At 61.7% G+C, this 16,866-nt stretch carries 19 protein-coding genes; 6 read left to right on the top strand and 13 right to left on the bottom strand.

The genetic code is table 11. The features are described 5' to 3' along the window. Positions 1 to 8 precede the first annotated feature (8 nt). Positions 9 to 698: a phosphate regulon transcriptional regulator PhoB gene (gene phoB / locus U9R80_RS26805; RefSeq protein WP_028942483.1), complete on the bottom strand. Its 690-nt coding sequence runs from the start codon at positions 696 to 698 to the stop codon at positions 9 to 11. A 146-nt stretch (positions 699 to 844) separates the two neighbouring features. Between phoB and U9R80_RS26800 the strand changes: the two genes are divergently transcribed. Continuing rightward, on the top strand, positions 845 to 1,216 hold the full coding sequence (locus tag U9R80_RS26800; protein ID WP_274116904.1) for a COG4315 family predicted lipoprotein: 372 nt from the start codon (positions 845 to 847) through the stop codon (positions 1,214 to 1,216). A 34-nt stretch (positions 1,217 to 1,250) separates the two neighbouring features. Here the strand turns inward: U9R80_RS26800 and ubiA are convergent, their stop codons facing one another. Both ubiA and U9R80_RS26790 read right to left on the bottom strand, forming a co-directional pair. Continuing rightward, positions 1,251 to 2,141, bottom strand: coding sequence for a 4-hydroxybenzoate octaprenyltransferase (gene ubiA, locus U9R80_RS26795; protein WP_301838902.1), 891 nt, complete (start codon positions 2,139 to 2,141; stop codon positions 1,251 to 1,253). Continuing rightward, entirely contained in the window at positions 2,141 to 2,704 is a 564-nt protein-coding gene (locus U9R80_RS26790; RefSeq protein WP_301838900.1) for a chorismate--pyruvate lyase family protein, read from the bottom strand. Before U9R80_RS26790 ends, ubiA begins: the two co-directional genes overlap by 1 nt. A 167-nt stretch (positions 2,705 to 2,871) precedes the next feature. On the opposite strand from U9R80_RS26790, the gene U9R80_RS26785 reads away from it, so the two are divergent. From U9R80_RS26785 to U9R80_RS26770, 4 genes are all read left to right on the top strand, one after another. After that, positions 2,872 to 3,039: a rubredoxin gene (locus U9R80_RS26785; RefSeq protein WP_028942479.1), complete on the top strand. Its 168-nt coding sequence runs from the start codon at positions 2,872 to 2,874 to the stop codon at positions 3,037 to 3,039. A 36-nt stretch (positions 3,040 to 3,075) separates the two neighbouring features. Next, a complete protein-coding gene (locus tag U9R80_RS26780; RefSeq protein ID WP_301838896.1) occupies positions 3,076 to 4,224 on the top strand; it encodes an NAD(P)/FAD-dependent oxidoreductase in 1,149 nt (382 codons plus the stop codon). A 189-nt stretch (positions 4,225 to 4,413) separates the two neighbouring features. Continuing rightward, on the top strand, positions 4,414 to 4,689 hold the full coding sequence (locus U9R80_RS26775; protein WP_003213368.1) for an HU family DNA-binding protein: 276 nt from the start codon (positions 4,414 to 4,416) through the stop codon (positions 4,687 to 4,689). A gap of 179 nt (positions 4,690 to 4,868) precedes the next feature. Further along, complete coding sequence (locus U9R80_RS26770) at positions 4,869 to 5,243, top strand: SCP2 sterol-binding domain-containing protein (protein ID WP_301838873.1); 375 nt, start codon at positions 4,869 to 4,871, stop codon at positions 5,241 to 5,243. 22 nt (positions 5,244 to 5,265) lie between these two features. On the opposite strand, the gene U9R80_RS26765 is transcribed toward U9R80_RS26770, so the two are convergent. The 6 genes from U9R80_RS26765 to exbB all read right to left on the bottom strand — a co-directional run bounded on the left by U9R80_RS26765 (position 5,266) and on the right by exbB (position 11,984). Then, positions 5,266 to 6,666: an aminoacyl-tRNA deacylase and HDOD domain-containing protein gene (locus tag U9R80_RS26765; RefSeq protein ID WP_301838872.1), complete on the bottom strand. Its 1,401-nt coding sequence runs from the start codon at positions 6,664 to 6,666 to the stop codon at positions 5,266 to 5,268. Between the two features lie 78 nt (positions 6,667 to 6,744). Continuing rightward, entirely contained in the window at positions 6,745 to 8,820 is a 2,076-nt protein-coding gene (gene recG, locus U9R80_RS26760; protein WP_301838871.1) for an ATP-dependent DNA helicase RecG, read from the bottom strand. A gap of 9 nt (positions 8,821 to 8,829) precedes the next feature. Further along, complete coding sequence (locus U9R80_RS26755; RefSeq protein WP_028942474.1) at positions 8,830 to 9,750, bottom strand: hydrogen peroxide-inducible genes activator; 921 nt, start codon at positions 9,748 to 9,750, stop codon at positions 8,830 to 8,832. Positions 9,751 to 9,843: 93 nt separating this feature from the next. Beyond that, complete coding sequence (locus U9R80_RS26750) at positions 9,844 to 10,581, bottom strand: energy transducer TonB (protein WP_301838870.1); 738 nt, start codon at positions 10,579 to 10,581, stop codon at positions 9,844 to 9,846. Continuing rightward, positions 10,578 to 11,003, bottom strand: a complete 426-nt coding sequence (gene exbD, locus U9R80_RS26745; RefSeq protein WP_028942472.1) for a TonB system transport protein ExbD — start codon at positions 11,001 to 11,003, stop codon at positions 10,578 to 10,580. The genes U9R80_RS26750 and exbD overlap by 4 nt, the downstream gene beginning before the upstream one ends. 3 nt (positions 11,004 to 11,006) lie before the next feature. Further along, positions 11,007 to 11,984 carry a tonB-system energizer ExbB gene (gene exbB, locus U9R80_RS26740; RefSeq protein WP_301838869.1) on the bottom strand — a complete coding sequence of 326 codons (978 nt, stop codon included), beginning with the start codon at positions 11,982 to 11,984 and terminating at the stop codon, positions 11,007 to 11,009. A 194-nt stretch (positions 11,985 to 12,178) separates the two neighbouring features. On the opposite strand from exbB, the gene U9R80_RS26735 reads away from it, so the two are divergent. Further along, positions 12,179 to 13,039, top strand: coding sequence for an SDR family oxidoreductase (locus tag U9R80_RS26735; RefSeq protein ID WP_301838868.1), 861 nt, complete (start codon positions 12,179 to 12,181; stop codon positions 13,037 to 13,039). 11 nt (positions 13,040 to 13,050) lie between these two features. Here the strand turns inward: U9R80_RS26735 and U9R80_RS26730 are convergent, their stop codons facing one another. Genes U9R80_RS26730 through rpoZ form a run of 4 tightly spaced genes read right to left on the bottom strand, consistent with a single transcriptional unit; the run spans position 13,051 to position 16,684 of the window. Next, positions 13,051 to 13,785 carry a hypothetical protein gene (locus tag U9R80_RS26730; protein ID WP_301838867.1) on the bottom strand — a complete coding sequence of 245 codons (735 nt, stop codon included), beginning with the start codon at positions 13,783 to 13,785 and terminating at the stop codon, positions 13,051 to 13,053. Positions 13,786 to 13,844: 59 nt separating this feature from the next. Further along, positions 13,845 to 14,225 carry a RidA family protein gene (locus tag U9R80_RS26725; RefSeq protein ID WP_038615925.1) on the bottom strand — a complete coding sequence of 127 codons (381 nt, stop codon included), beginning with the start codon at positions 14,223 to 14,225 and terminating at the stop codon, positions 13,845 to 13,847. A 23-nt stretch (positions 14,226 to 14,248) separates the two neighbouring features. Next, positions 14,249 to 16,357: a bifunctional GTP diphosphokinase/guanosine-3',5'-bis pyrophosphate 3'-pyrophosphohydrolase gene (gene spoT, locus U9R80_RS26720; RefSeq protein ID WP_301838865.1), complete on the bottom strand. Its 2,109-nt coding sequence runs from the start codon at positions 16,355 to 16,357 to the stop codon at positions 14,249 to 14,251. Positions 16,358 to 16,417: 60 nt separating this feature from the next. Then, a complete protein-coding gene (gene rpoZ, locus U9R80_RS26715; protein WP_028942466.1) occupies positions 16,418 to 16,684 on the bottom strand; it encodes a DNA-directed RNA polymerase subunit omega in 267 nt (88 codons plus the stop codon). Positions 16,685 to 16,866 lie beyond the last annotated feature (182 nt).

The following is a 16,866-nucleotide window of genomic DNA, read 5'->3' as shown; positions in this document are numbered from 1 at the left end:
GGCTCCAGTCAACTTTTGGTGGAGAAGCGGTAACCGGTGCCACGGACGGTTTGTACCAGATTTTCGTAAGCCTCACCCAGCGCCTTGCGCAGGCGGCGGATGTGCACGTCGACCGTGCGCTCCTCGACATAGACATTGCCGCCCCACACCTGGTCGAGCAGTTGGCCACGGGTGTAGGCGCGCTCCTGGTGCGTCATGAAGAACTGCAACAGGCGGTATTCGGTGGGGCCCATTTCGGCCGGCTTGCCGTCGATGGTCACGCGGTGGCTGATCGGATCGAGCAACAGGCCACCGACTTCGATCGGGGCTTCACCATCGCTTGGGCCGGCACGACGCAGCACGGCTTTAAGGCGGGCGACCAGCTCGCGTGGCGAGAACGGCTTGGTGATGTAATCGTCGGCACCGACTTCAAGACCTTGGATCTTGTTGTCTTCCTCACCCTTGGCGGTGAGCATGATGATCGGAATGTCGCCGGTCAGTTCGTCACGCTTGAGGCGGCGGGCCAGTTCAATGCCCGAGGTGCCCGGCAGCATCCAGTCGAGCAGGATCAGGTCGGGCTTGCGGTCGACGATGATGGCGTGGGCCTGCTGGGAGTTTTCCGCTTCCAGGCAGTCATAGCCGGCCATTTCCAATGCAACGGCGATCATCTCGCGAATCGGCGCTTCGTCGTCAACGATCAGAATGTTCCTGCCAACCATGTTTAAACCTCTTCCCATTCAGGTGTCTTGGCCCGCATTAGATAACGGAATTATTGCAGTCGTGTGACAGGTCGTGGGCTGTTGCAGCAACATTCTGTTACTGGGCTAGGCTTAGATTCCCTCTCCCGAGAATCACGGTGGATCCAATGACACGACATACGCTGAACTGGATGGCGCTTTTTACTGCAGTGGCACTGGCGTTGCCAGGGATAGCGTCGGCCCATCATGCCATGATGAAAGACGGTGTGATGGTCGACCATGCGGGGATGACGCTCTACACCTTCGACAAGGATTCGGGCGGCAAATCCATGTGCAACGATGAGTGTGCCAAGAACTGGCCGCCGCTGATGGTCAAGGATGGCGACATGGCCGAAGAGGGGTGGACGCAGATCAAGCGCGATGACGGTTCTATGCAGTGGGCCTACAAAGGCAAGCCGGTGTACACCTTCGTCAAAGACAAGAAAGCCGGTGACATGACCGGCGACGGCATGAAGGATGTCTGGCACGTGATCAAGTAATCGGGCCGCCCCTGCGCTGGCGGCCCGAGCGTCGTCAGCGCAGGGCGTAGTCGACAACGATGCTGAGGAAGATCAGCAACCCGGCCCAATGATTGTGCAGGAAGGCCTTGAAACAGGATTCGCGATCCAGGTTGCGGGTCGACCAGTACTCCCACACGAAGCAGATCAGCGCCGCCACCAGTCCCAGGTGGAACCAGCCGCCCAGTTCAAAGCGGTTGCCGGCCATCAGCAAACAACCCAGCGACAGTACCTGCAAGGTCAGGATGATGGTTCGGTCGGCTTCGCCGAAGAGGATCGCCGTCGATTTGACGCCGATCTTCAGGTCATCGTCGCGATCGACCATGGCGTAGTAGGTGTCGTAACCCACAGTCCACAGCACGTTGGCGATGTACAGCAGCCAGGCAATCGCCGGCAGCTCGCCGTTGGCCGCCGTGAAGGCCATGGGAATGCCCCATGAGTAGGCAGCCCCGAGCACCACTTGCGGGTAGTAGGTGTAGCGCTTCATGAACGGATAACAGGCCGCCAGCGCCACCGCGCCGAACGACAGCCAGACGGTGGTGGCGTTGGTGCACAGCACCAGCAGGAAACTCACCCCCACCAGAATCGCGAACAGCACCAGGGCCTCGCGGGCATTGATCCGGCCGGCGGCCAGGGGGCGGTCGGCGGTGCGCTTGACGTGGCCATCGACCTTGCGGTCGGCAAAGTCGTTGATGGCGCAGCCTGCCGCACGCATGAGCACCACACCGAGGGTGAAGATCAGCACATTGGCCAGGGTCGGCGAACCCTTGGCGGCAATCCACACCGCCGAGAGGGTGGGCCACAGTAGTAGGTAGATGCCGATGGGGCGGTCCATGCGGCTGAGCTGAATGAAGTCCCAGGCCCGTGGATGCAGGCGATTGAGCGACTTGAGCAGCTGCACGTACATCAGCGGATCTCCCCGGAAATATCAGCGGCCTGCCACAGCGCGGGCAGGAAGACTTCGGCAACCAGCACACTCAGCCCGGCGCGATCAAAGCGCGAGCGGCGTCCCCACAAGGTGTCGCTGGCGTCGGCGGCGGGCAGCCAGGCCTTGGGGTAATGACAGACTTCGATGGCCCGGCGGGTAAAGGCCTGGTCGCAGAACAGCAACTCGCCCAGGGAGCGACTGCCCAGTGCTTCCATGTCCAGTCCGCCGCTTTCCAGGGCACTGCGTGCTGCCACGCTACGGGCGAAGACCCAGGCCTGGCCATGACCACGCAGATACACCTCGCGCACCCAGCCTTCGCTGCCAGGCGGCAGATCCAGCGCCTGGCATTCGTCATCACGCAGCGGCTGCCAGCCTTCGCAAAGGGGTGTAACAGAAAAGTGATCGGCGGATAATTGGGTCAGGCGACGGGTCAGGGACCCTTCATCGAACAACCAGTCAAGGACGGCAGGCATTGCGCTGTCTGCTACCTGCGAGTACTGCAACCATTCTGCAGCGGGCGCTTGCGATGTTTCGTACGGCACGATGGTATGGATTAACAGGCCAAAGAGACCGCGAGCTTAGCATGAATGCCCAATCCGGCTTGCATGCTGGCACCTGGCTCCAGTACAAAGCCCCTCCTTGATGGTCGCCACCGTAACGTTTCCCAGAGCGACCACTCCAAAGCCTGAGTTTGTTGAGGAAGTGTGTGATGAAAAAGTGGCAGTGTATTGTTTGCGGCCTGATCTACGACGAGGCTGAAGGGTGGCCGGATGATGGAATTGCCCCGGGTACTCGCTGGGAAGATGTACCGGCGGACTGGCTGTGCCCCGACTGTGGTGTCGGCAAGATGGACTTTGAAATGATCGCAATCGGCTGATCAATTTTTAATCAAATACTTTAAGGAAAGCACGGCATGACGGCTCCAGTGGTAATTGTCGGTACAGGCTTGGCGGGTTACAACCTGGCCCGCGAATTTCGCAAGCTCGACGGTGAAACGCCGCTGCTGCTGATTACTGCCGACGATGGCCGTTCATATTCCAAGCCGATGCTTTCCACCGGTTTTGCCAAGAACAAGGATGCCGACGGCCTGAGCATGGCAGAGCCCGGCGCCATGGCGGAACAGCTCAAGGCTGAAGTGCGTACCCATACTCGCATCAGCGGTATCGACCCGGGCCACAAGCGCCTGTGGATCGGCGAGGAACAGGTTCCTTATCGTGACCTGATCCTGGCCTGGGGGGCGCAAACCGTGCAGGTGCCGGTAGAAGGCGACGCCGGTGACGCGATCTTCCCGATCAATGATCTGGAAGATTACGCCCGCTTCCGTGCCGCCGCCGCAGGCAAGCGGCGGGTGCTTATTCTTGGCGCTGGCCTGATTGGCTGTGAGTTCGCCAATGACATGAGCCTGGGCGGCTTTGAAGTCGAGCTGGTGGCGCCGTGCGAGCAGGTCATGCCGACGTTGCTGCATCCTGCGGCCGCGGGTGCGGTGCAAGCGGGTCTGGAAGGGCTGGGGGTGCGTTTTCACCTGGGGCCGGTGCTGACGCGCCTGCAGCGCGTTGAGCACGGGCTCGAAGCGCACCTGTCCGATGGCACGGTCATTCCTTGTGATCTGGTGGTGTCGGCCGTTGGTCTGCGACCACGCATCGACCTGGCCGCGGCAGCCGGCCTGCAGGTCAATCGTGGCGTTGTGGTCGACCGTCAACTGCGCACCTCCCATGGCAGCATCTATGCCCTGGGCGACTGCGCCGAGGTCGACGGCCTGAACCTGCTGTATGTCATGCCGTTGATGAGCTGCGCGCGGGCGCTGGCGCAGACCCTGGCCGGCAACCCGACCGCGGTTTCCTACGGCCCGATGCCGGTAACGGTGAAGACCCCGGCCTGCCCACTGGTGGTTTCGCCGCCACCCCATGGCCGTGAGGGTCAATGGCAGGTCGAAGGCCAGGGCATCGACCTCAAAGTGCTCTGCCATGACGTGGACGGCAACTTGCTGGGCTACGCGCTGACCGGCTCGGCGGTGATGGAGAAGCTGGCTCTAAATCGGCAACTTCCGGCGTTAATGGCATAAACGACGGGCGTTCTGTCGGATTCCCCCTGCCATTGCACTAACAATGGCCGCTCAGAGACTGGCGCGGCCCCTGACGGCGTGCCATTCTCACTGCCGTCTGCCGCAGTTTAGAGCCTGCGGTGCCTTGGGCGCTGCTCCTTGAAGAGCAGCACGGCATAACAACAAAAAAACCGTCAAAGAGGCTTCACTATGCGTAAACCAGAACTCGCCGCAGCCATTGCTGAAAAGGCCGATCTCACCAAAGAGCAAGCCAACCGCGTACTCAACGCCGTGCTCGAAGAAATCACCGGCGCCCTGCATCGCAAGGACAGCGTTACGCTGGTCGGCTTCGGTACGTTCCTGCAGCGCCATCGCGGTGCCCGCACCGGCAAGAACCCGCAAACCGGCGAGCCGGTGAAGATCAAGGCCAGCAACACTGTGGCTTTCAAACCAGGTAAATCCCTGAAGGACAGCGTCAATCCGTGATGCCTCACACAGATCGATTGCAGTAGAAGACGGGCACCCGACACGGTGCCCGTTTTTTTGCGCACCATGCCGCTAGCAAGCGGGTCAGTGATCTCGTTGATATGAACTCGTCGCCTATGGTGTTTTCGCAGCGAGACTATAAACTGCTCCGCCAGTCACTTTTTAGTCGAGGCGTGTGCATGAAGTTTCGCTTTCTCCTTTGGGCCATGGGGCTGCTGATGGCCAAGGCCAGCCGCAAGAATCCGGCATTCCAGCAACAACTGGCAGACAAGGACCTGGTGTTCCAGCTACAGACCCTCGATGGCAAGGTGGCTCGCCATTTTGTCGTCAAGGATATGCGTATCCGCAGCCAGTCCGGCACCCACGCAGCTCCCGCCTTTGCCATTGCCTTCAAGGACGCCGCATTCGGCTTCGCTACCTTGCAGGCGAAAAACAAGCAATTGGCGTTCATGCAGGGGATTCAGGACAAGAGCATCCAGATCAAGGGCAATCCGGCGCTGGTGATCTGGTTCCAGGGCCTGATGAAGTACCTGAAACCGAAAAAGAAAGCCTGACCCTAGGGGTCAGGCTGTTTGCTCAGTGCTGGTTGAACTGCGAGGCCAGTTCACGCAACAGCACTTCGGCCTCAAGCACCTTGTTCACCACATCCTCGGCTTTCTCGCGAGGAATGTTCAGGCGCTCCAGCAACTCGTCCGGAATAGGCTCGACCGGCCCCGAACCGATACCCCGCACGCGCAAAAGGCGAATCGCCAGGCACACCAGGTTGGGGAAGGCGGCATGGTCACCGTCGTACTGCGGGTCATGCTGAAAGCGCAGGGCTGTGGCCAGTTCCTCGGGCATGTCCCAGAAGCGCATCAACCAGGCACCGATCTGCTCGCGGCTGATCCCCAGCAAATGCTGTTCGACATAGCTGTGGCACAGGTGCGGGTTGACCTCCAGGTGGCGGCAGATCAGCGAAAAGTGCGGCGGGAATACATGCGCCAGCAGCAGGTAGCCGAAGTTGTGCAGCAAGCCGGCCAGGTACGTGAGGCCGGCTTCCGGGCGTTCCGCGCGGGGGATGGCGCGGGTCAGGCCCTCGATCACGGCGGCGGTGTAGATCGACTGTTGCCAGTATGGCGTGGTGTCCTGCGGGTGGTCCTTGGGCAGGCTCAAGGTCTTGCCCAGTGCCAGGCCCAGCGCCAGGTTGATGACCAGATCAAAACCCAGCACGCGGACAATGGCGTCTTCGACGGAGCGGATCTTGCCCGGTGAAGCGTAGTAGGGCGACGCCGCCCAGCTGACAACCTGGGCCGCCAGCGCCGGGTCGGTCTCGACCACGCCGGTGATGTCGTCGATGGTCGCGTTGGGGTCGACGCGCAGCTTGATGATCTTTTGCGCGGTTTCCGCCAGGGGTGGAATCTCGATGGTGCTTTCCAGGCGTTGCTGGATGCGCCGGGCGGTGAAGGCCTGGACCGCCTGGGTGATTTCTTCGCGGTCGTCGGCCGGGCGATCGAGGTTGGGGCGAATGCTGCTCAGGCGCTCACCGAAGTTGCCGGCGCTGGCTTTGCTGAGCATTTTCTTGAAGTCGTCGCGCTCGATCTCCAGCAACAGGCCGGCTTCACCGGAGTGCACCAGCAGCTTTTCAGGCTTGAGCAGGCTCTCTTCATAGAGGCAAGGCGAACTGGTCAATGCAGGAATGCCCGGCAGCATCTTCAGGCCATGCTTGTCGAGCATGTGCTTGAGGCGTTCCAGGGGCACGGCGGCAAGCTTGCGGCCAGTGAGTTCGGCGAGGCGGTTGAGGTCGAGCAGCTGGCTCTGCGGGAACAGCACCATCAGCGCGCCGACTGCGTCATCGAGCAATACGGCCTGGACCTTGCGCTCGGACAGCAGCTGCGAGTGATCCAGCACTTCGCGGTAGGCGATGCCGAGCTTTTCGAGCAGCAGCCGGATAACAGACGGAGCGTGGGGGGTTGCGGTGTCCAGAGCAACTTCAGTCATGGTCTGTATCCAGAAATTTTACAATCGCAAGAGTATAACCAGCTTGGGCCTCAAGCTGGATCCATTCTGGGACAGGCGTCACACTTGTCCGTATTGCTGACCATGACGCAGCCAGCGCTCAAGCAGCGGGCTGACATGCTCCGGCCAGCGTGCAAGCAGGGCCTGGGCGGCATCGCGCACGGCGGGAAGCAGGTCGGCGTCTCGCATCAGGTCGGCAACCTTGAACTGCAGCAGGCCGGTCTGGCGGGTGCCGAGCATTTCACCCGGGCCACGCAGCTCGAGGTCTTTCTCGGCAATGATGAAACCATCGTTGGTTTCACGCATGATTCCCAGGCGTTCGCGACCAATCTGCGACAGTGGCGGATGATAGAGCAACACGCAATGGCTCGCCGCACTGCCACGACCGACCCGGCCGCGCAGCTGGTGCAACTGGGCCAGGCCCAGGCGTTCGGGGTTCTCGATAATCATCAGGCTGGCGTTGGGCACGTCGACCCCGACTTCGATGACCGTGGTCGCCACCAGCAATTGCAGCTGGCCTTGCTTGAATTCGGCCATGACCGCCGCCTTTTCAGCAGGCTTCATGCGCCCGTGGATCAGGCCGACGCGCAGTTCACCCAAGGCACTGCCGAGCTCCTCGAAGGTGGTTTCGGCGGCCTGGCAGGTCAGTTCCTCGGACTCTTCGATCAGGGTGCAGACCCAGTAGGCCTGGCGCCCCTCGGCGCAAGCGGCGCGAACCCGCTCGACCACCTCGAAGCGTCGGCTGTCGGCTACCAGGACGGTGTTTACCGGCGTACGACCCGGGGGCAGCTCGTCGAGGATCGACGTGTCCAGGTCGGCATAGGCGCTCATGGCCAGGGTGCGCGGAATAGGGGTGGCGGTCATGATCAGCTGATGTGGGCATAGCTGGCCACCGACGCCCTTCTGGCGCAGTGCCAGGCGTTGCTGCACGCCGAAGCGGTGCTGTTCGTCGATGATCGCCAGGGCCAGGTTCTTGAACTTGACCTCGTCCTGGAACAGGGCATGGGTGCCGACCACCATCGGGGCACCGCCGGCGATCTGCTCCAGGGCACTGGTGCGGGCCTTGCCCTTGAGTTTGCCGGCCAGCCAGGCGACTTCGATGCCCAGCGGCTCCAGCCAGCGTTTGAAGGTGACGAAGTGCTGTTCTGCAAGAATCTCGGTGGGGGCCATCAGCGCGACCTGATAACCGGCTTCCAGGGCTTGCAGGGCGGCGAGCGCAGCGACCACGGTCTTGCCGGCGCCCACGTCTCCCTGGACCAGGCGCAGCATCGGCTCAGGCTGGCTGAGGTCGTAGGCGATCTCGTTGCCGACCCGCTGCTGGGCGCCAGTGGGAGCGAAGCCGAGGTTGGCCAGGTACTGCTGCGGCAACCGGGTCGCCTTGGGTAGAACAGGGGCACGCTGGGCTCGCAGACTTTCACGCAGACGCTGCTGGGACAGCTGATGGGTCAGCAGCTCTTCAAAGGCGAGGCGGTGCTGGGCCCAGTGCTGACCCTCGGCAAGTTCGTCGACGTCGGCATCGGCGGGCGGGTGGTGCAGGTAGCGAATGGCGTCGTCCAGCGGCGCCAGTTGGTAGTCCCGGGCCAGCTCCTCTGGCAGCCAGTCGGGCAGGCTGCGGGGGCCGAGCATGGCCAGGCTTTGCTGGCAAAGCTGGCGCAGGCGCTGTTGGGTCAGGCCTTCGGTGGTGGGGTAGATCGGGGTCAGGGTCTGTTCCACCGGCACAGGCTCGTCACCGGTCAGGGCGCGGTACTCCGGGTGGTAGATCTCAAGGCCCGAGGCACCGGGGCGCGCTTCGCCGTAGCAACGCAGGTGGGTGCCCCGTTTGAGGCCTTCCTTTTGCGCGTTGCTGAAATGATAGAAGCGCAGGCTCAGGACACCGCTGCCGTCACCCAGGCGCACCAGCAGGCTGCGGCGCTTGCCCATGACCACATCGGTGCCGCTGACCACGCCTTCGATTACCGCATCCTGGCCTGGACGCAGCGCACCGATCGGGACCACACGGGTGCGGTCCTGGTAGCGCAGCGGCAGGTGGAAAAGCACGTCCTGAAGGTTCTCCAGGCCGACTTTGGCGAGCTTCTCGGCCATGGCCTCGCCCACGCCTTTCAAGGCAGTCACCGCTACTTGGGACAACTCCGGCATGGTGGGTTCCTACTGGCTCACGGGCGGCTTGGCCACCGAGCACAGGCGGATGGAGTCGGCGAGGATCTCGATGGCCTTGGGCCGTGGGAAGCTGGCGCGCCAGGCAATGGCAACGGTCCGAAACGGGGCAGGGGGGCTCAGTGGCCGCACTTCGATGACACCGGGGGCGTAGTGGTGGCTGTGCACCGCCGACAGCGGCAGGATCGATACACCCAAGCCCGAGGCGACCATGTGGCGGATGGTTTCCAGGGAGCTGGATTCAACCGTGGTGTGCTTGGAGCCATCGCTGCCCTTGGCCAGTGTCGGGCAAGCTTCGAGCACCTGGTCGCGGAAGCAGTGGCCTTCGCCGAGCAACAGCAGGCTCTTGTCGTTGAGCAGGCTTGCGTCGATGGTTTCCTTCTGGGTCCAGGGGTGCTCGCTGGGCATCAACACATAGAAGGGTTCGTCGTACAGCGGCATGGTCAGGACGTCGGCTTCATTGAACGGCAGGGCAATGATCACCGCGTCCAATTCGCCGTTGCGCAGCTTGTCGCGCAGGATGTGGGTGAAGTTCTCTTCGATGTACAACGGCATCTGCGGGGCGACCCGGTGCAGTTGTGGAATCAGGTGCGGGAACAGGTAGGGGCCAACGGTATAGATGGCGCCGACTTTCAGGGGGGCGGTGAGTTGGTTCTTGCCGGCCTGGGCCAGCTCGCGGATGCCCTGGGCCTGTTCGAGAACTTTCTGGGCCTGGGCAACGATCCCTTCGCCAACCGGCGTCAGGCGTACAGCGCTTTTGCTGCGCTCGAAGATCAGAACACCCAGCTCGTCCTCAAGCTTTTTCACTCCCACCGACAAGGTCGGCTGGCTGACATGGCAACGTTCGGCGGCATGGCCGAAGTGCTGTTCCTGGGCGAGGGTGACGATGTAGCGCAATTCTGTGAGGGTCATAACGTGCGTCCATGAAGTTGCGGCCCCAGCATAGCGGCTGCACTCGATAGACGCACGTTATCAGAGTTGCTTATGTATGACAGAAACAATGCGTCAGCGCTTGTCCAGCGAGTAGACGAAAGGCGCGATCACCTCGATGCTGCCGTTGGTAAGCAATTCTTTCGGCGGTGGTGGTACCGGTTGGGCGCGACGGATCATCTCCAGGGTTGCCCGATCCAGTGCCGCACTGCCCGAACCACCGGCGATGGCGTAAGAAAGAATCTTGCCTTCGCTATCGACCACGAAACGCAGTCGGTTGATGCCTTCCATGCGCATACGCCGGGCGTTTTCCGGGTAACGCTTGTACTTGGCCAGGTGGCGCAACAGATCGCTCTGCCAGGTCGGCAGGGCATTGCTGTTACTGGCGATGCTTGGTGCCGGAGCTGCTGATTTCTGCGCCGGTGCGGTGTTGGGCGGCGTATCGACCACTTCCTCGTCGGCAGGCTTTTCCTGTGGCGGCTCAGGCTTTTTCTCAGGCTTGGGCGGCTGTGGTTTGGCCTTCGGCTTCACCTGTTTGGCGACAGCGATTTTGGGTTTCGGCGCCTCGGCCAGTTTCGGCAGCGGTGGTTCTTCGACCGGCGCTGGCGGCTGTGGCGGGGTCACCACCTTGGGCGGTGGAGGAGGAGCCGGTTCAGGCATCGGAGCCATCTGGATCATCATTGCCGCAGGGGGCAACTCGATCGCCTGGGGCACCGACCAATTGAGCGTCAGCAGCACGGCGATGGCATGGACCCCCAGCACAATCGCCAGACTACTGCTGTAACGCGCCAGCTTATGCCGCGTCTTGATCATTTCTTGGCTGCCGTCTCAAGTCCTACCAGACCGACTTTCAGGTAACCGGCCGCGCGCAGGGTGTTCATGACTTCCATCAGATCGCCGTAGTCCACGCCCTTGTCGGCCTGGAAGAAGATCGTGGTGTCCTTGTCGCCCTTGGTCTTGGCATCGAGTACCGCGCCTAGTTGATCACGCTGGACCTGTTCTTCGCCGACGTAGACGTTCTGGTCAGCCTTGACGCTGAGGAACACCGGCTTCTCGGGCCTTGGCGCCGGCTTGGCCGTGGAGGCCGGCAGGTCGACCTTGATATCGACGGTTGCCAGAGGCGCTGCCACCATGAAGATGATCAGCAGGACCAACATCACGTCGATAAACGGCGTGACGTTGATTTCGTGGTTTTCGGCAAGATCGTCGCCACCCTCATTAAGATGCAGGCCCATGGCTTACCCCACTTTCACCATGTGAGGGGCAGCGGTGCGCTCGCCGGTCTGGTGGTCCAGGTCGCGGCTGACCAGCAGCAGGACTTCTGCCGAAGCATCGGAAACCTGAGCCTTGTAACCGGCGATGGAGCGGGCGAAGACGTTGTAGATCACGACTGCCGGAATCGCGGCAACCAGGCCCAGCGCGGTGGCCAGCAGGGCCTCGGCGATACCGGGGGCAACAACGGCGAGGTTGGTGGTCTGGGTTTTGGCGATGCCGATGAAGCTGTTCATGATGCCCCACACGGTACCGAACAGACCGACGAACGGTGCGGTGGAACCAATGGTGGCCAGCACGCCGGTGCCGCTGCTCATGTTCCGGCCGCTGGCGGCTACCAGGCGCTCAAGACGGAAGCTGACGCGTTCCTTGATGCCTTCCTTCTCGCGGGCGTTGGCCGACAGGCGCATTTCATCCAGGGCATCGTGAACCAGCAAGTGGGCCAGGGTGCCCTCCTTGTTGGCTACATCGCTGGCTTCCTTGAGGGAGGCGGATTTTTTCAGCAGGGCAATTTCGCCACGCAGACGGCGCTTGGCGCCCATCAGCTCGAAGCCCTTGGCGATCCAGATGGTCCAGGTGATGATCGAGGCGATTGCCAGGCCGATCATCACGATTTTGACGACGATGTCGGCGTTTTTGTACATGCCCCATGGGGAAAGGTCGTGGGCCATGCCCAGGCTGGTGTCTTCGACCAGTGCTTCAACTTCTTCGGCTTCAGTGACGGCCTGGCCATCAACCGGAGCAGCAGCCGGGACTGCGGCAGGGTCGACCGGGGTAGCAGCGCCTGGGGCCGCGGGCGCTTCGACTGCAGCAGGTGCGGCAGGTGGCGCGGTCGGCTCATCGGCCAGGGCAACAGGGGCCATGACCAGGCTGAACATCAGCGCGGCGATGGCGCGCCATGCGCGCGGCGTGGTTGGCGAAGCGGAAGGTTGAATACGTGTCATGCTGGCCGGACCTGATGAAGAAGAAAAAGGTGGTTGTCCTTCTAGGCCTCGAGACGGCCGAGAACAATTTTGGGCGGCCATTATTGCAAGTAATTCTTGTTAGCAGAAGTAATAAAGTTGCTTTTTTTCCATATTAGCTAGCCGCCTATCGAGTTATTTGGATAGGCTGGGCCTTTGATTTACGGAGTTTCGGGATGTCTGCGCCTTCAGTTCTGATCGTCGGTTGTGGTGATGTAGGTAGCCGTTTGGCCAAGCAATTGCTCGCGTGCGATTGGCAGGTGAGTGGCCTGCGCCGCAATGTTGGCCAGTTGCCAGCCGGGGTGAAGGCTATTGCCGCCGATGTGTTCGATGCGCAGTGCCCGGCGACCTGGCCGGTTGAAGCGCCGGACTATCTCGTCTACTGCGCAGCGGCCAGCCAGCATGACGAGGCTGGCTACAAGGCGGCCTATGTCGATGGCCTGAAGCATGTTCTGGGTTGGCTCACCGAGCGTGGACAAGCGCCGCGGCGCTTGCTGTTCGTTTCCAGCAGCAGCGTCTATGCCCAGCAGGACGGTGAGTGGATCGACGAAACGTCGGCGACCGAGCCGCAAGGCTACTCGGGCACGGTGATGATCGATGCCGAACAGCTGGCGCTGGCCAGCGGTATCCCGGCAACGATCGTGCGCCTGACGGGTATCTACGGCCCGGGACGTGAATGGCTGCTCAGCCAGGTGCGCCAGGGTTATCGGGTAACCGAGGAGCCACCGCTCTACGGCAACCGTATCCATGCCGAGGACGCCGCTGGTTTGCTGGCATTCCTGCTCAAGGCTGATGCGCAGGGGCAGGCCGTGGATGATTGCTATATAGGTGTGGACGATGCACCGGCGCCATTGGCCGAAGTAGTGGCCTGGCTGCGTAACTATATGGGCGTCACCCAGTGGTCGGAGCAGGAGCGGGTGCGTCGTACCGGTAGCAAGCGCTGCAGTAACGCGCGGGCCCGGGCACTGGGCTGGGCGCCACAGTACCCGAGTTACAAGGAAGGCTATGCGGCGATCCTTGAAGGACGTTCCGAGTAAGCGTCAGGCTATCAGTCGCGCTCGAGCAACCACTGGCGGGCGCCAGGATAGAGCTGGGGCTTTTCATCCGGTTTGGCGCTGTTGAGCGCCCGCAGGATTTCCAGCTGGTCGCCGTCGCGTTTGAAGATCCACGGGGCGCCGTGCTTGTTGCGCTCAAGCCATAGGCTGTCGAACTCGCCGGTCATGTCGGCGCAGTCGCCGGCCAGGCACAGGGCGTAGCGGTCCAGGTTAGGCAGGCCTTCGATGCTGCCGTTGTCGCCAAAGCGCACCACATTGCCTTGGCCTGGGCCTTCGATGATTTCCCATTTGCCACCCAGGTAGGCGCTGTAGAGCGCCTGCTCGAAGCTGGTGCCGGTGCGCGCAGCAATAGGGGCGGAGGACTTGGGTTTCTCGAAATTCTGTTGCGTCAGCAGTTGGCTGGCGTTCTGTACCAATTCATCGCCGTCCAGGGTCAGGACCTGGGCCTGACCATCGCCGAACTCGACCTGGCTTTGTTTTTCGCCGGCCTTGAATTGGCCTTCAACGATCTCGAAACCATTGGTGTAGCTGGCCTGGTTGGCCGCGACGTTGACCTTCCACTCGTAGTTCGGGCCATTCTCGCGCAGGGCCTGGCGCAGGCTGACGCCTTCGGCGGCAGCATCGATGGCTTTCTGGTTGATCCAGATGCCGTTGTAGTCTTCGGGTTTGTGGCTGGAGCAGCCGCTCAGCAGTGCGGCGGCCAATGCCAAGGCAAGCGCATGGCGCATGTCGGGGGTCCTTCCGGGGTAGTGCGGCGGCGAACCGGACGGCTCGCCGCGCGGGGGGATCACTCGAGGACGAGGATCGCGTCCATTTCAACCTGCGAACCGCGTGGCAGGGCTGCAACGCCGATGGCTGCGCGGGCAGGGTAAGGCTGCTCGAAGTACTTGCCCATGATCTCGTTGACCTTGGCGAAGTGGCTCAGGTCGGTCAGGAAGATGTTCAGCTTGACGATGTCCTTGAACGAACCGCCAGCGGCTTCGGCAACGGCCTTGAGGTTCTCGAAGACCTGAACGGTCTGGGCCTCGAAGCCTTCAACCAGTTCCATGGTTTTTGGGTCCAGCGGGATCTGCCCGGACATGTACACCGTGTTGCCGGCCTTGATCGCCTGGGAGTAGGTGCCGATGGCGGCTGGGGCCTTGTCACTGGTGATGACGGTCTTGGTCATGATGACTCCTTGCTGTTATTGGGCTACGCACGCATGCGGGTGATGCGGATCACGCCGGTCAGGGCGCGTAGTTTCTTGATCACGCGGGCCAGGTGTACACGGTCGTGTACGCTGACCACCAGTTGGACCACGCTGATGCGACCATCGCGCTCGTCCATGCTGATTTTCTCGATGTTGCCGTCGGCGGCATTGACGCTGCTGGCCAGCAGGGCGATCAGGCCGCGCTGGTGCTCCAGTTCGACGCGCAGTTCGACATTGAATTCGCCGGTGACATCCTTGGCCCAGGACAGCTGTACGCATTTTTCCGGGTTGTGGCGGATTTCACTGATATTGCGGCAGTTCTCCAGGTGCACGACCATGCCTTTGCCCGCCGACAGGTGACCGACGATCGGGTCGCCAGGAATCGGCGTACAGCATTTGGCGTAGCTCAGTACCAGGCCTTCGGTGCCGCGGATGGCCAGTGGGCCTTCCGGGGTCGGCAGCTGTTCGCCTTCGGTGGACAGGAGGCGGCGGGCGACGACATAGGCCATGCGGTTGCCCAGGCCGATGTCTTCGAGCATGTCCTCGAGCTGCTCAAGGCGGTACTCGCTGAGCATGGCCTGGATGCGCTCCTGCGGGATCTTGTCCAGGGCGCTGTCGAAACCGTTGAGGACTTTGTTCAGCAAGCGCTCACCCAGGCTGATGGACTCGGAGCGACGCTGCAGCTTGAGGGCATGGCGGATGTGCGTGCGGGCTTTGCCGGTGACCACGAAGTTGAGCCAGGCAGGATTCGGACGAGCGCCGGGGGCGCTGACGATCTCGACGGTCGAACCACTCTGCAGTGGCTCGGACAACGGTGCCAGGCGGCGGTTGATCCGGCAGGCAATGCAGCTGTTGCCGACGTCGGTGTGTACTGCGTAGGCGAAATCGACCGCCGTGGAGCCTTTTGGCAGCTCCATGATCCGGCCTTTGGGCGTGAAGACGTAGACCTCGTCCGGGAACAGGTCGATCTTCACGCTTTCGATGAATTCCAGCGAGTTGCCGGCACGTTGCTGCATTTCCAGTACGCCTTTGACCCACTGGCGAGCGCGGGCATGGGTGCCCTTGGGCTGCTCGTCGTCACTGGACTTGTACAGCCAGTGGGCGGCGATGCCGTTGTTGGCCATCTCTTCCATTTCGCGGGTGCGGATCTGGATCTCGATGGGCACGCCGTGCATGCCGAACAGGGTGGTGTGCAGCGACTGGTAGCCGTTGGCCTTGGGGATCGCGATGTAGTCCTTGAAGCGTCCGGGCAGTGGCTTGTACAGATTGTGTACGGCGCCGAGCACGCGGTAGCAGGTGTCTACCTTGTCGACGATGATGCGAAACGCATAAACATCCATGATCTCGTTGAAGGCGCGGCGTTTGCCGCGCATCTTCTTGTAGATGCCATAGAGGTGCTTTTGCCGGCCGCTGACTTCGCCTTCGATACCGTCGACAGCCAGGCAATGGGCCAGCGACTCCTCGATCTTGTTGACGATTTCCTTGCGGTTGCCGCGGGCACGCTTGACGGCCTGGTAGATGCGCGCCGAGCGCATCGGGTGCATGGCCTTGAAACCCAGGTCTTCAAATTCCACACGCACGCTGTGCATGCCCAGGCGATTGGCGATGGGGGCGTAGATTTCGAGGGTTTCTTTGGCGATGCGCCGGCGTTTTTCGCCAGACAGCACTTCAAGGGTGCGCATGTTGTGCAGGCGGTCGGCCAGTTTCACCAGGATCACGCGGATGTCCCGGGCCATGGCCATGGCCATTTTCTGGAAGTTTTCCGCCTGGGCCTCGGCCTTGGTCTCGAAGTTCATCTGGGTCAGTTTGCTGACCCCGTCGACCAGTTCGGCCACGGTTTCGCCAAATTGCGAGCTGAGCGCTTCTTTGGCAATGCCGGTGTCTTCGATTACGTCATGGAGCATGGCCGCCATCAGGCTCTGATGGTCCATGTGCATGTCGGCAAGGATGCTGGCCACCGCCAGCGGATGCGTGACGTAGGCTTCGCCGCTGCGACGGCGCTGGCCGTCGTGGGCTTGTTCGGCGTAGAAGTACGCCCGGCGCACCAGGTTGACCTGGTCGGCGCCGAGGTAGGTCGACAGTCGATCGGCGAGGGCGTCTATGCTCGGCACAGTGTTACCTCCTGCCGAGGAATGGGGCCCTGCGCCGTACCGCATCGACCAGGCATAGGCTTAGACGGCCTCGTTGGCCTCTTCCTCGCTACCGAATGCGAAAGCAGGTTCGACTTCGACGATGGATTCGGCGGCGATGAATTCTGGAGTGCAGATGCCTTCAGCGATTTCACGCAGGGCAACGACGGTAGGTTTGTCGTTTTCCCACGCCACTTTCGGCTCTTTGCCGCCGGTGGCCAGCTGACGGGCACGCTTGGTAGAGAGCATGACCAGCTCAAAACGGTTATCCACGTGTTCTAGGCAGTCTTCAACGGTTACGCGGGCCATGGTCTTCCTCAAGTAGCAAATGCGGTGTTCAGCCCGAATGGGCGAGCGGACTCGATAGTTTAAAAAATCACCAGCCTTTAGGGAAGCGCTGATTTCGATTCGAGTCCTGGATAGGTCGACAATATCCAGTTACAGGGCTCTATTTCAAGCGTCCTGTTGTGGCGGTGGTTTTATGAGCTTCG

The organism is Pseudomonas sp. JQ170C (assembly GCF_035581345.1).
GTDB lineage: Bacteria > Pseudomonadota > Gammaproteobacteria > Pseudomonadales > Pseudomonadaceae > Aquipseudomonas.
This window is presented reverse-complemented; position numbering and strand designations above follow the sequence as displayed.

What these genes read in the sequence shown, in the direction of transcription:
- phoB (WP_028942483.1), bottom strand. Translation starts at nt 698, where the DNA reads ATGGTTGGCAGGAACATTCTGATCGTTGACGACGAAGCGCCGATTCGC.
- U9R80_RS26800 (WP_274116904.1), top strand. Translation starts at nt 845, where the DNA reads ATGACACGACATACGCTGAACTGGATGGCGCTTTTTACTGCAGTGGCA.
- ubiA (WP_301838902.1), bottom strand. Translation starts at nt 2,141, where the DNA reads ATGTACGTGCAGCTGCTCAAGTCGCTCAATCGCCTGCATCCACGGGCC.
- U9R80_RS26785 (WP_028942479.1), top strand. Translation starts at nt 2,872, where the DNA reads ATGAAAAAGTGGCAGTGTATTGTTTGCGGCCTGATCTACGACGAGGCT.
- U9R80_RS26780 (WP_301838896.1), top strand. Translation starts at nt 3,076, where the DNA reads ATGACGGCTCCAGTGGTAATTGTCGGTACAGGCTTGGCGGGTTACAAC.
- U9R80_RS26775 (WP_003213368.1), top strand. Translation starts at nt 4,414, where the DNA reads ATGCGTAAACCAGAACTCGCCGCAGCCATTGCTGAAAAGGCCGATCTC.
- U9R80_RS26770 (WP_301838873.1), top strand. Translation starts at nt 4,869, where the DNA reads ATGAAGTTTCGCTTTCTCCTTTGGGCCATGGGGCTGCTGATGGCCAAG.
- U9R80_RS26765 (WP_301838872.1), bottom strand. Translation starts at nt 6,666, where the DNA reads ATGACTGAAGTTGCTCTGGACACCGCAACCCCCCACGCTCCGTCTGTT.
- recG (WP_301838871.1), bottom strand. Translation starts at nt 8,820, where the DNA reads ATGCCGGAGTTGTCCCAAGTAGCGGTGACTGCCTTGAAAGGCGTGGGC.
- U9R80_RS26755 (WP_028942474.1), bottom strand. Translation starts at nt 9,750, where the DNA reads ATGACCCTCACAGAATTGCGCTACATCGTCACCCTCGCCCAGGAACAG.
- U9R80_RS26750 (WP_301838870.1), bottom strand. Translation starts at nt 10,581, where the DNA reads ATGATCAAGACGCGGCATAAGCTGGCGCGTTACAGCAGTAGTCTGGCG.
- exbD (WP_028942472.1), bottom strand. Translation starts at nt 11,003, where the DNA reads ATGGGCCTGCATCTTAATGAGGGTGGCGACGATCTTGCCGAAAACCAC.
- exbB (WP_301838869.1), bottom strand. Translation starts at nt 11,984, where the DNA reads ATGACACGTATTCAACCTTCCGCTTCGCCAACCACGCCGCGCGCATGG.
- U9R80_RS26735 (WP_301838868.1), top strand. Translation starts at nt 12,179, where the DNA reads ATGTCTGCGCCTTCAGTTCTGATCGTCGGTTGTGGTGATGTAGGTAGC.
- U9R80_RS26730 (WP_301838867.1), bottom strand. Translation starts at nt 13,785, where the DNA reads ATGCGCCATGCGCTTGCCTTGGCATTGGCCGCCGCACTGCTGAGCGGC.
- U9R80_RS26725 (WP_038615925.1), bottom strand. Translation starts at nt 14,225, where the DNA reads ATGACCAAGACCGTCATCACCAGTGACAAGGCCCCAGCCGCCATCGGC.
- rpoZ (WP_028942466.1), bottom strand. Translation starts at nt 16,684, where the DNA reads ATGGCCCGCGTAACCGTTGAAGACTGCCTAGAACACGTGGATAACCGT.